This window comes from Marinobacter denitrificans, from assembly GCF_008795955.1.
In the GTDB taxonomy this organism is placed as follows: domain Bacteria; phylum Pseudomonadota; class Gammaproteobacteria; order Pseudomonadales; family Oleiphilaceae; genus Marinobacter; species Marinobacter denitrificans.
Window position 1 is genome coordinate 130854 of sequence record NZ_VMHN01000002.1, and the last position, 12246, is coordinate 143099.

Annotated in this window: 12 protein-coding genes; 8 read left to right on the top strand and 4 right to left on the bottom strand. The window is 55.3% G+C overall.

What is annotated here, in order from left to right; all coding sequences use genetic code 11:
* Positions 1–4: 4 nt before the first annotated feature.
* Complete coding sequence (locus tag FO268_RS08620) at positions 5–745, bottom strand: Crp/Fnr family transcriptional regulator (RefSeq protein ID WP_150992012.1); 741 nt, start codon at positions 743–745, stop codon at positions 5–7.
* Between the two features lie 145 nt (positions 746–890).
* On the opposite strand from FO268_RS08620, the gene thpD reads away from it, so the two are divergent.
* The 3 genes from thpD (at position 891) to FO268_RS08635 (ending at position 3167) form a co-directional block, all read left to right on the top strand.
* Complete coding sequence (gene thpD, locus FO268_RS08625) at positions 891–1799, top strand: ectoine hydroxylase (RefSeq protein ID WP_150992014.1); 909 nt, start codon at positions 891–893, stop codon at positions 1797–1799.
* A 140-nt stretch (positions 1800–1939) separates the two neighbouring features.
* Complete coding sequence (locus FO268_RS08630; protein WP_150992016.1) at positions 1940–2692, top strand: response regulator; 753 nt, start codon at positions 1940–1942, stop codon at positions 2690–2692.
* Between the two features lie 40 nt (positions 2693–2732).
* On the top strand, positions 2733–3167 hold the full coding sequence (locus FO268_RS08635; RefSeq protein ID WP_150992018.1) for a CopD family protein: 435 nt from the start codon (positions 2733–2735) through the stop codon (positions 3165–3167).
* A 20-nt stretch (positions 3168–3187) separates the two neighbouring features.
* Here the strand turns inward: FO268_RS08635 and FO268_RS08640 are convergent, their stop codons facing one another.
* Positions 3188–3685: a DUF2231 domain-containing protein gene (locus tag FO268_RS08640; RefSeq protein ID WP_191966950.1), complete on the bottom strand. Its 498-nt coding sequence runs from the start codon at positions 3683–3685 to the stop codon at positions 3188–3190.
* Between the two features lie 171 nt (positions 3686–3856).
* Here FO268_RS08640 and coxB point away from each other — a divergent pair, with 171 nt between their 5' ends.
* The 3 genes from coxB to FO268_RS08655 are packed head-to-tail and all read left to right on the top strand — an operon-like array spanning position 3857 to position 7294.
* Positions 3857–4432: a cytochrome c oxidase subunit II gene (coxB, locus tag FO268_RS08645; RefSeq protein ID WP_225316556.1), complete on the top strand. Its 576-nt coding sequence runs from the start codon at positions 3857–3859 to the stop codon at positions 4430–4432.
* Positions 4425–6941 carry a cytochrome c oxidase subunit I gene (gene ctaD / locus FO268_RS08650; protein ID WP_150992022.1) on the top strand — a complete coding sequence of 839 codons (2517 nt, stop codon included), beginning with the start codon at positions 4425–4427 and terminating at the stop codon, positions 6939–6941. Before coxB ends, ctaD begins: the two co-directional genes overlap by 8 nt.
* The gene (locus tag FO268_RS08655) at positions 6938–7294 is read left to right on the top strand and encodes a hypothetical protein (protein ID WP_150992024.1); all 357 of its coding nucleotides are present in this window, start codon (positions 6938–6940) and stop codon (positions 7292–7294) included. The genes ctaD and FO268_RS08655 overlap by 4 nt, the downstream gene beginning before the upstream one ends.
* A gap of 52 nt (positions 7295–7346) precedes the next feature.
* Here FO268_RS08655 and FO268_RS08660 read toward each other — a convergent pair whose 3' ends face one another.
* Positions 7347–9437 carry a catalase gene (locus FO268_RS08660; protein ID WP_150992026.1) on the bottom strand — a complete coding sequence of 697 codons (2091 nt, stop codon included), beginning with the start codon at positions 9435–9437 and terminating at the stop codon, positions 7347–7349.
* 46 nt (positions 9438–9483) lie between these two features.
* Entirely contained in the window at positions 9484–10368 is an 885-nt protein-coding gene (locus FO268_RS08665) for an SDR family oxidoreductase (protein ID WP_150992028.1), read from the bottom strand.
* Positions 10369–10526: 158 nt separating this feature from the next.
* Here FO268_RS08665 and FO268_RS08670 point away from each other — a divergent pair, with 158 nt between their 5' ends.
* Together FO268_RS08670 and FO268_RS08675 are read left to right on the top strand one after the other, a co-directional pair.
* Positions 10527–11168 (top strand): hypothetical protein, encoded by a 642-nt coding sequence (locus FO268_RS08670; RefSeq protein ID WP_150992030.1) that lies wholly within the window; start codon positions 10527–10529, stop codon positions 11166–11168.
* A gap of 91 nt (positions 11169–11259) precedes the next feature.
* A complete protein-coding gene (locus FO268_RS08675) occupies positions 11260–12231 on the top strand; it encodes a potassium channel family protein (RefSeq protein ID WP_225316644.1) in 972 nt (323 codons plus the stop codon).
* The last annotated feature ends 15 nt before the right edge of the window (positions 12232–12246 follow it).

A 12246-nucleotide genomic window follows, 5' to 3' on the forward strand; every position in this document is an offset into this window, starting at 1 on the left:
AACGCTACGTGGCAGTGTGTTTCAGAACACCGTCCAGGTCTTCCTCCAGGTAGGAAGGGTCGAAGCATGCGACCTTTCTTAGCCCTTCAATATCCAGCAGCATAATGCCTGAGTTTGGTGCGTCGACCAGTTTCTCTTCCTTCAACTCATGAAAGGTTCGGTTCACATGCACCACGCTCAGGCCCAGTGCGTCTGCGAGCAAGGTCTGGGTAAGTGGCAGGTGTAGGTGATTGGCGACCTTGACATTGGTTCTCTCCAGTCGTCGCGCCATTTCTACAAGAAAATGTGCGACTTTTTCCCGCGCTGTTCTGCGCCCAAGGTTGACCAGACGTTCGACCAGAATCGCCTGGTCCCGCGAAGCAATCATGAAAAAGATGTTACAGAGCAGCAAGGATTCAGCGAAGACTTCCGTCAGTCGTGGTTTCGGGAAGGCGCACAGCACGCTGTTGGTAAGCAATCTCAGCCCCGATACTCGCTTCTGGAAACCAAAATCGCGAAGACCGATGATATCACCCGGAACGTAGACATCAAGCACCTGCCGTGAACCGTCCTCCATGTCTCTGAAGGAGTAGGCCCAGCCCTTTTTTACGGAATAGAATGCCTCGGAAGGGTCCCCCTGGCTCCACAGTTGGGTGTTCTTTGAGTACTCCTTCGGGCTCTTTTCCAGCGAGTCCAACAACTCCTGCTCTGCCACCGACAATGTCGCGTAGTGCTGGAAGTGTTTTACGATGCAACTCGATCCCATGGTTCCCCCTATCGCTTTGGTAATCCTCGAGATACTGCACCCGTGCTCTGTGTAATAACACAACCTATGTTATGTGAGCGCGAATTATCCCGGTGTTAGCGTCAGCGCCGAACTCATTGAATAAATCAGGACATGGAGTCTGTATATGTTGGATCGCACCGACTACTACCGAACCAGAGAGGAAAATGCCGGAGAGATGTTCTCTCGTATTGAGCCAGTCGTTCACAGTCACGGCAGAGAGAGGGAAAAAGGCCCCTTGGGCCGAGCCCAGGTAGACCAGTACGAGCGAGACGGTTTTTTGTGGCTTGACAGCTTCTTTCCCCAGGAGGTGGTTTCTTCGTTTTTCGGCGAACTGGACGAGATGGCGAAAGATCGGGACTTCTGTGACCGGGAAGAAGTAATCATGGATACGAACCGGGAAAAAATACGCTCGGTATTTTCGATGCATGAGCTCTCTCCTGCGTTCGACAGGTTGACCCGAGATAAATTGTTGCTCGGCATGGTGAGTCAGTTATTGGGGGACGATGTGTATATCCATCAATCCCGCATCAACAGCAAGGCGGGGTTCTCTGGAAACGGATTCGAATGGCACTCCGATTTTGAAACCTGGCACAGTGAAGATGGCATGCCTGAAATGCGGGCAGTCAGTGCTTCCATAATGCTTACCGATAACAATCCGTACAACGGCCCGCTGATGCTGATTCCCGGGTCTCAAAACTCTTTCATACCCTGTGCCGGTTCTACACCAGAACGAAACTGGGAGCAGTCCCTCAAGAAACAGTCGGTAGGTCTGCCGTCGAGAGAGGCAGTGGCAAGCCTCGCCAACAAGAACGGGATACAGGCCCCTACGGGCCCAGCTGGGTCGTTATTATTGTTTGAGTGCAACACGCTGCACGCATCGAACAGGAATATGTCTCCATGGCCACGGGCGAATTTATTCTTCGTCTATAACGCCGTCAGCAATCGGCTTGTGCGACCGTTTGGCCGTACTGAGCCCAGGCCGGAACGTCTGGCTGCCCGGCAGCGGACCACTCCATTGGTTCCACATGAGTAATGAACGGTCAGGTGTGTGCCTGAGAGATACAGGGTAGGAGGGCGACACGTCGCGGCAATATAAACCTATGTTAAGGCCCGGTAATAAAAACGTTGGTAGCGTGGTTACTCCTTCAGAGGTAGAAGATTGAGTAACGGACTATGAAAATCAAGATACCTGATGTTTCGCCACCTACGTTCAATCAGCTTATACGTCGGCCTGATGCGGCTGCTTACAAAAGCATTGCCGCGGTTTCCAGCCTTACGGTTGTGGTATGGATGTTGTTCTCCAGCTTTGATTTAGGGGTTTTCAATGGCTGGCTTCCGTACCACGTACCCGTCAGTATTTTTCTTTCGCTGGTGCTTCTGGTCCTGGCACTTAGAAGCTGGGTGAAAATGCTGATAAGTGGAGAAACCCCGGCCAGTATTGCGGAGGAGAAACCACGGCAGCAACCCAGGCCGCGACGCAAACCCCGGTTGCTTAAGTCTATGTTTCGTAAACCACCGCGTGTACTGGTTGTTGACGACGACTCATGTGTCCGGATGGTGTTGTGCAAGAAACTTTTCAGCCTGGGAGTTCGCCCGGTCGGGGTATGCGATGGACTCGAAGCCTTGCTGGCGGTAGCGGATAAACCCTGGGATATGGTTCTTATGGATGGCGATATGCCTTACATGGACGGGATAGAGGCAACCCGACATATTCGCCGACAACATCTTCTGCCTGCCGGGACACCGATCGTTGGGATAACCAGCAACCGTGAGTGGAGCTATTGTCAACAGTGCGTCTCTGCGGGCATGAATGCTTGCAGACCCAAGCCTCGCCATACCGAAGACCTGGAAGCATTGCTGGATGAGTTTTTGGTAATGGAGGACGCCGTTGAAGCGCCTATACTTGATGGCAGGATAACGATGTGATCCATTCTTTAAATGCCGGCATAAGGAGTGTGGGGCCTAAATGGAGTGGTTGCTGGTTCTCCACATTATTGCCCTGGTTTTCTGGGTAGCCGGGCTGGTCTATCTCCCGGCCCTGGTCGCCGGGAGCCAACTGCGAGAAAGCACCGCCGCTGGCGGGCTAACGGGGGCGCCGAAGCTACCCCGCCTAATTTTCACCCACGCTGTAACCCCTTTTGCACTTGCTGCCATTATCGCGGGCACCCTGGTGTTTGTCCTGAATCACTCCCTCGGCCCATGGCTGATTGTCAAACTCACACTGGTAGTGGCGTTGGTCGTAAACCACATACTGCTGGGGCTTCTGGTAGTGCGAGCCGAAGGGAGCGGCGGCAAATCTGTGCGGCTTTGGTGCCTGGCTTCGGGGTTGGTTACCTGCTTGCTGACGGCAGCCATTTTATGGATGGTACTGGCCAAACCAGCGTTTGAGAACCTGCCATGAGCTGGCAGCCGGCGACCTTTCTACGGATGGTTCCTGGCCCTGTGTCTGCGCTTTGCCATTTTATCGGGGGAAACACCAACGGCATGATCGTAAACCAGTTCACCGCCGAGAAGGCTTGTGACAGTAATCAGCAAGCCGGTAAGCAGCGAAAGGTAAAGGCCCCAGGGCTGAATCAGTTCCGCGGGCGCATCCAGCCGAAGAAACCAGTTGAGTGTGGCCAGGGAGAGCAGCATCACCGCGATCAAGGCGTGGCACCAGGCAACAACCAGGCGACGTATCTGGGAAACAATGATCAGGTCCAGCAAACCCACCGATCCGGAGAGCCACCCCCCTGCCATTCCTATTCCGGCCAGCCACCAGCCTGCACGCGCCCAGAAAACATCGCCAGTCATGACAAATGCGATATCGGTGGCAATAAGGCCAAGCAGTGCCGCGACCGGAAAATGAATCAGCATGGGGTGTATGGGGTGCCCCAGGATCGACATGCGGCTGACGATATGTTCCTTCTCCATGGCTATCCTCCTGAGCGACGCTCCAACCATACGAGGAGCCGGCGTGGTGACATCAGAAGCGTAGCAGCGATGGCGGGCCTTGGCATCCCCGTTCTGCTTTCAGGTTGCGGCGGAGAGCTTTCGGTTTTGGCACCCGCCGGGCCAAATGCGCAGGCGTCAGCGTGGTTGTGGTGGGGGATGTTCGGTTGGTTTACCGCGGTACTGGTGGTCGTGGTGGCGCTATGGCTTTTTGCCCTCAAGCGTACTCCGGGTAACGCCCCCGATGCGCATATTCGCAAGGGTCAGAGCCGGTGGATTATCTGGGGCGGGCTGGTACTACCGGTATCCACCATTGCGGTTGTTCTGGCTTTTGGTCTCCCGGCAGGGCAGGGCATGTTACCGCAGGAAGCGGCAGACGCTAAGGTTCTGAAGATCGAGGTTACCGCTCATCAGTGGTGGTGGGAGGTCAACTATCCGGATTCGGACATCAGCCTGAAGAACGAAGTGCATATTCCCGCAGGCAAACCTGTGGATCTCCACCTGACCAGTGCGGATGTCATCCATTCATTCTGGGTTCCCCGATTGGGAGGCAAGCTGGATGCCATTCCCGGCCACACCAACATACTGAGGCTCCACGCTGATGAAGCCGGTACCTACCGGGGGCAATGTGCCGAGTTCTGTGGCCGGGAACATGCTCATATGGCATTTACTGTTACCGCCCATGATGCTTCCGGGTATCAGCAATGGACCGAGCAGGAGGGTCGGGATGAGTGAACGTATCCAGCAGCGTAATCACGAGCGGGAACAGCGCCTGGCGCACGTGTGGGGCAATCTTCCGGGGTGGGGCGCGCTTGCTGCCGTTAATCACACAACGGTCGGCTTGCGTTTCATAGCCACGGGGCTGGTGTTTTTCCTGGTCGGTGGCCTGCTGGCCATGCTGATACGAACGCAGCTGGCCTTACCTGAGCAGGACATTATCGAAAGCGCTTTATACAACCAGCTGTTCACCATGCACGGTACCGTGATGATGTTTCTGTTCGCGATCCCGGTACTTGAAGGCCTGGCGATGTACCTTATTCCCAAAATGATCGGGACCAGAGACCTCGTTTTTCCCCGTCTCAGCGCCCTCGGTTATTTCTGCTATCTGTTTGGTGGCCTGATCGTTCTTTCCAGCCTTGTCCTTGAGGTGGCTCCGGACGCGGGCTGGTTCATGTATACACCGCTTAGCAGTGCTACCTATTCCCCGGGCCCGGGGTCAGACTTCTGGCTTCTTGGTATCACCTTTGTGGAAATATCTGCGATCTCCGCCGGGGTTGAACTTGTGGTGTCCATCCTGCGAACCAGAGCCAATGGAATGTCACTGAACAGGATGCCGATTTTCTGCTGGTACATTCTCGCTATGGCGCTGATGATCGTTTTTGGCTTTCCACCACTTATCCTGGGCAGTGTGCTTCTCGAGTTGGAACGGGCTGCGGGTTTTGTATTTTTTGCCACCGCCGGGGGCGGCGATCCGCTGCTGTGGCAGCACCTGTTCTGGCTGTTCGGCCACCCCGAGGTGTACATTATTTTTCTCCCTGCTGCAGGAATCGTATCAACGTTGATTCCGGTCTTCGCTCGCCACCCTCTGGTTGGATACCGCTGGATAGTCCTCAGCATCATCACTATGGGGTTTATCAGTTTCGGCCTGTGGGTCCACCATATGTTTACGGTCGGCATCCCTCATCTGGCCCAGGCATTTTTCTCCGTGGCCAGTATGCTTGTGGCGATTCCCACAGGCATACAGATTTTTGCCTGGCTGGCGACCTTGTGGTACGGCAAGGTGGTTTTCCGTTTGCCGATGCTCTGGATTCTCGGTTTCCTCGTGGTCTTTGTCTGCGGGGGGCTGACTGGGGTCATGCTGGCTCTGGCTCCCTTCAACTGGCAGGTGCACGATACCCATTTCGTGGTGGCCCATATGCACTACGTGCTGGTGGGCGGGATGCTGTTTCCTCTCGTAGCCGGGCTCTATTACTGGTTGCCTCACGTTTCTGGCCGCATGCCCTCGGACTCTCTGGGACGCTGGGGGTTCTGGCTGTTTTTTGGCGGTTTCAATCTTACCTTCCTGTTGATGCACCTGACTGGCCTGCTGGGCATGCCACGACGGATATACACCTATGAGGCAGGTCTGGGATGGGAATGGTTGAACCTGGTTTCGTCCATTGGCGGCTTTATCATGGCGATCGGTGTAGCGGTCGTCATTGTTGATATTGTGCTGCATTTTCGATTTGGGCAGCGGGCCGAGCAGAATCCCTGGGGCGCAGATACCCTTGAATGGGCGATTCCAATGCCGGTGAATACCTACAATTTCTCCAGTCTCCCCGAGATAAGCACCCGCCATCCCATGTGGAATGCGCCCGAGCTTGTTGAAAGTATCGCAGCAGGGGAGCACGGACTGGCCGACGTTCAGGCTCTGCGCCGTGATATTTACGGGTCAGATGCGACCACAGGAAAGGTACGGGAAGTCGTTCACCTGCCTACGAACTCGTGGCTTCCGTTAATGACCGCGTTAGCTTTGGCAGTGCTGTGTATCAGCCTGCTTGTGAAAGCCTATTTGCTGGCTGTGGTGTTTACGGTCATGGCGCTGGTACTGTCTCTCCGCTGGAGCTGGGAGAATGGCGCCCATCCCCGTGCCGCCCCGACGGATGACAACGAACCCGGTGCGCCGCCGCTGCATTCCCGGACCTGTAATGGCCCGGGGCTGTGGGGGATGGTAGTGAGCCTGATGGCTGATGGTACCTTTTTCGTGTCGCTCCTGTTCGGCTGGTTTTACTTGTGGACAGCGGCACCGGAGTGGACCCTTCCTGACCACTCCCCGATACAACTGGTGCCGATGATCTTTAGCGGGCTGCTGCTCACCGCTGCCGTAGGGGTTTTTTGGGTCCTGGTGCGGGGACTTCGCAGAAGGCGTGCGACACATCTCGGGCCAGGAATGTGGCTGGTGGCTGCCCTGGGCGCGGGGCACTGGGCACTGCTTGCGGGGCAGTTAATGTCCGCGCCGCTGGCTCCTACGGAACGAGCACACGATGCTGTGCTCACGGTGATATTGTTTTACCTGCTGCTCCACAGTGGTCTGGCGGTCATATTTACCCTGTTGCAGGCGGTACGGGTAAGGCTGGGCTATACGGCAGCCCGGTTGCCCTATGAACCAATCGTTATCCAGCCGTTCTGGTTCTATACCCTGGGTGTCTACTGGCTGAGTTTGCTGGCTTTTCTGCTGCTACCCAATGCCTGGAGTGTCGGATGAAGTTCTCACCGTTTCATCCCATCCACCTGGTTCTGGGGCTGGTTATCTGGGCGGCGTGGTTTGTGTTTCTTTACGGTGGGCTCTCGGTGGGGTGCGCCATTGCTCCACCTGCTTCAGAAGAACAGGCCGGCACCTGGATTAACGGAGCGATCGTGGCCATTGCTCTGCTAGTGGGTGGTTATTTATTGTGGTGTGCCTATCGGTGTATGCACGCGTCGTCCGACCCGAAGCTCCAGAAGGATGACCGGCTCAAGGTGTTTATCAGTAAAACTGCGGCGGCCGTTTACCTGGTTTCAGCCTTTGCCTCGCTTGCTCTCGCGGTTCCGGGGCTGGTCCTGCCTCCTTGCGTTTGAGCTGGCGGATGGCCGGTTCTGACCATCTCGATGCCATCCGCCAGTTGCCTTGCTAGACCTTGTCCACGTCCTCCTGTCGCTTCCAGTAGCGCAATTGCTTGCAGGAGTGCAGGAAATCAGCTGCATCACTCGACTTATCGAGTGGCATGCAGCCCCCGTCCAACTTGTTATCCAGCCCGGCAGATTTGAACAGCGGTAATGCCTCTTTGGTGTACCCGATAAACTTGCAGTGGGCGAAGGCATCATTAACGAAATCACGGGCAGGGCCGTGCTGGGCCAGCTTTTCCATGCCTTCGTCCGCCGTTATCAGCACTACAGCATCGAAAAGTACTGAGGGCCCACCATCTATTTTCTCATCCGCTGGAATATGGGTTCCATCACTGGCTTTCACTCCGCCAATCGTGGGTGCAACTACTGCCAGGGTTGCGCCTTCGTCAGCGACAGCCTGCTTCAGAGCGGCGAACATGTCGGCGTTGGCAGCTTCGGTCACCAGTACGCCGATTCTGCGCCCTCTGAAACTGTCTGGCCCATTGCGCAGAATGCTCAGTTTTGGCGAGGCGGGCAGGTCTTCCCGTGTAGGCATCGCTGCTTGCGCGCGCGTAGGCATCTCTGCAAGGCCGAGGCCCTTTGCGACGGTGGAGGCGAGGTCGTCGTCAATATTTAAAAGGTGGCTTACCATCCGGGCGCGAATATCTTCCCGCTCCACCTTGCTTAGCTCGAATACGAAGGCATCCGCAATATGCTCCTGTTCAATGCCGGTCTGGCTGATATAAAACTGGCGAGCCTGACTGTAGTGGTCAGAGAAGGTTTCTGAACGGACCCGCTGTTTCGGTCCCTGAACTTCATCCTGATAGCTCCGGAAACCCGAGTCCGGGTTCTCCCGCGGACCTCCTTCCTCGCCCCAGCTGTTGGGCTCATAGTTAGCCCGCCCTGTGGGGTTGCTCATTGCCATATGGCCGTCCTGTTGGAAATGGCGCATGGGGCATTTGGGGGCGTTGACCGGAATATGGGTAAAGTTGGGTCCGCCAAGACGCTTGATCTGCGTGTCGAGGTAGGAAAAGTTACGGCCCTGAAGCAGGGGGTCGTTGGAAAAATCGATGCCGGGAACAATGTTCTGGGTACAGAACGCGACTTGCTCTGTCTCGGCAAAGAAATTGTCGACCACGCGATTGAGAACCAGCTTTCCGATGGGTTTAACCGGAATCTCTTCTTCCGGGATGATCTTGGTAGGATCAAGCACATCAAACTCGAACTGCTCGGCAAACGCTTCATCGAATATCTGGACTCCGAGCTCCCATTCGGGATAGTCGCCGTTTTGTATAGCCGTCCACATGTCCCGCCGATGAAAGTCAGGGTCGGCGCCGTTGATTTTTAGCGCCTCGTTCCAGACCACAGACTGCAGCCCCAGTTTCGGCTTCCAGTGGAACTTGACGAATTTGGATTCGCCCTCGTGATTTACAAATCGGAAGCTGTGGACACCAAATCCCTCCATAAAGCGGAAGGATCGGGGAATGGCACGGTCTGACATTGCCCACATCAACATGTGCATGCTTTCGGGCATTAGTGTGACGAAATCCCAGAAGTTGTCGTGTGCGGTTTGAGCCTGGGGGAAACCCCGGTCCGGCTCCTGTTTGGCCGCATGGACCAGATCCGGAAATTTCATCGCGTCCTGGATAAAGAAGACCGGTATATTGTTACCCACAAGGTCCCAGTTGCCTTCTTTTGTATAAAGTTTCACGGCAAAGCCCCGAACATCACGAGCCAGATCGCCCGAGCCTTTGTTGCCAGCCACGGTGGAGAACCGGACGAACGCCGGTACCTGTTCGCCGGGGCGTTGAAATAAATCGGCTTCGGTAATATCAGACAAACATTCATAGTTTTCAAAATACCCGTGGGCGCCAAACCCTCGGGCATGGACTACACGCTCCGGAATCCGCTCGTGATCGAAGTGGAAGACCTTTTCCCGCATGACGTGATCTTCCAACAAGGTCGGCCCGCGGCTACCTCCGCGCAGCGAGTTCTGGTCGTCACTAACAGGAACGCCTTGCTGAGTGGTCAGGGTGTCGCTCGTTCCTTTGGCCTGTTGGTGGGTTTCGCCGCCATTGCCAACAGGGTCGGTTTTGGTATCTTTTGAGTTGGACATTCGCTCTCTCCTTGGTTCCTTTCAGGGAAAACTGCGTGTGGGCGGCTCAGATATGCATCCTTCCGCCAGTGACTCCATAAATTTCACCAACCACATAGCTCGCTTCGGGCGAGGCGAGAAAAACATACGTGGGGGCAAGTTCTGCAGGCTGGGCCGGGCGGCCCAGTAGCGTGTTTGCTCCAAACTGCGGAACCTTATCTTCTGGTATGGTTGCCGGTATCAGGGGCGTCCAGACCGGGCCGGGTGCAACGCCGTTGACTCTCACGCCTCGTTTGATGCCTTCTGCCGCCAGCGACAGCGTAAAGTTGGCAATTGCCGCCTTGGTCGCTGCGTACGGGGCGAGGTGAATGCTGGGAGCGAAGGCCTGAATTGAGGTGGTGTTGATGATGCTGCCGCCGGGGGGAATATGCCTGAGGGCGGCGCGGCAGAAGTAGAAGAACGCCTCAATGTTGGTACTGAACGTGTAGTGCAGCTCATCGTCCGTTATGTCTTCCAGGTGGTTGTAGCTTTTCTGGAAAGCGGCGTTGTTGACGAGGATGTCCAGGCGCCCAAATTGTTTGATACAGACATCCACAACGCCGTCGCAAGCCTCACGGGAACTCTGGTCCAGCTTCAGCGGCAGCGCATCCCGGCCAGCATTCAATATCAGCTGCTCGGTGGTGCGGGCATCAACGTCTTCACTCAGGTAGGTAAAGGCAACATCTGCGCCTTCGCGTGCATAGGCCAGGGCGATGGCGCGACCTATGCCACTATCGCCGCCCGTTACTAACGCTACTTTTCCTTTCAGCCGGTTGTGTCCTACGTACGACTCTTCCCCATGGTCGGGTCGGGGAGTCATTTCACGCTCCCGGCCCGGGACGGGTTGTGGTTGTTCCTCGAAATCCGGTCGGGGATAACGGTAGCGCGGATCCTCACTGGCGTGATCAGTCATCGCCGCCTCCTCCTTTGCGTGACAATAGCGGGTCGGTAGCATCAGGAACTCATTAGAACAGAGCAGAACAGTTGTGCATTTAACCTGTGTTAATGAGCAGGAGGCTAAAAAAGGGTCACCTGTAACGCACCTGTTACGACTCTGTGAGGAAGGCGTAAATGCTTGAATGGCTCAGTTCTAACAAGGAGTGGATAGCTCCGGCTACGAGTATCGGAACGCTACTGGTCTGGTTGTTCTATGCGCAATTGCTTTACAGCGGCTACAGCCGACAAACCCGCCCCAGGATATTGATCAACAAAGGTGTTGGTGAAGAGGGGCTGGATTCACCGTGTCTTATCTGCAACATGAGCCAGGAAGCGATTTTTATCTACTTCATTCTGGTCTACCTGGATAACTCGAAAGATCCGGTTCTGGTGCCTGTGACGGATTGTGAAGAAAAGGCAATGAATGACGACTCCAGTCCTCTCGGTTCGAGGACGCGACAGGGCCCACTGGATTCGGGAAAGTGCCTGGAGTTGTTATCTTTCCGTATTATTCTCGAGCGGGCTGCCGCCCACGCAGGCATTGAGCTCGAAAATGGCCGGCCGGTTGATCCGAAGGTTGAGCTTGGATCAATGGAATTCCACGTCGTGTGTATTTATGGCTCTGACGATTACCCCTTTGGAGCTGTCAGGAAATTCAACCTGAAGCTAGATGACGAAAAGACTCCGGCGGTGGTAGCTGCCACGATTGATACCCAGCGAAAAACCTCTTGGCGGTATAAACGCAAAATAAGGCAGTGGCTCCAGAAAAATGGGTAGAAACGTTTGCCGGTTACGCTTTTCAGGGAGGGAAGGCTGAATGAGTTCTCAGTTGCAACTGCTATTCGGAACGACTGTTTTACTGATTGTAATGGTAGATGTGGCGTGGACCACTCTTACAACACAAGGTAGCGGACCAATTACCCGGCTGGTGACAGCCGGGGTCAGGTTTGCCTCCGCACAGGTTTATGCCCTTTCCGGAAGTAGGCCTCTGTTGGCTGTCGCGGGACCCTCAGCCATTGTTGCCATCGGAGGCGTTTGGCTTTTGTGCTTGTGGGGTGGATGGTTACTCGTGTTCTCTGCCTTCCCCGCAGGGATTGTGAATGCGCAAAGTGAAGCACCCGCCAACTTTGCGGAGCGTGTTTACTTCGTCGGTTTTACATTGTCCACATTGGGTGTGGGCGATTTCAAACCTCAATTGGAGGCTACCCGCATTTTGACCGCGCTTGCGGCTTTTAACGGCCTGGTGCTGGTCACACTGCTTATCACTTATGCCGTACCCCTGGTGCAGGGGGCTGTGACACGAAGAAAACTGGCGTTTTCGATTTCACTACTGGGCAGTTGCCCGCAGGAAATGGTGTTGAGAGCGTGGGACACCAGAAAGAGCCAGGGCTTTGAAAATGCACTCGAACAGGTTTCCGCAGACCTGATCGAGTGTTCTGAGCAGCGTCTGGCTTACCCCCTGCTTGACCTGTTCTATTCAAGGCACCTGCGGTTTTCACTCGGTGTTCAGCTGGGCCGACTGGACGAAGCGCTTAGCCTTTTGACACAAGGTTTACAGCCCAACTATCAATGGCATTCGTTTGCCGTTCAGAATATTCGCGAGGTTATATCCCAATACCTTTACAGAGTCGAAAGAAAACATACTGCGGCCCGGCTGGAGGCACCTCCAATACCTGCTGTTGGTTTACTCAAGGCGAAGTTTCTGCCGGTTGTAGATAATCAGGAAGAGGCTTTCCTCGAATTGAAAGACCGGCGGCTTCGTTTGCACAATCTGATCCGTGCAGAGGGGTGGGACTGGTCGGTGGTTGAACGCGAAGCCCTGGCAGGCGCTAGTAGTTAACGCCTGCCAGAGAGG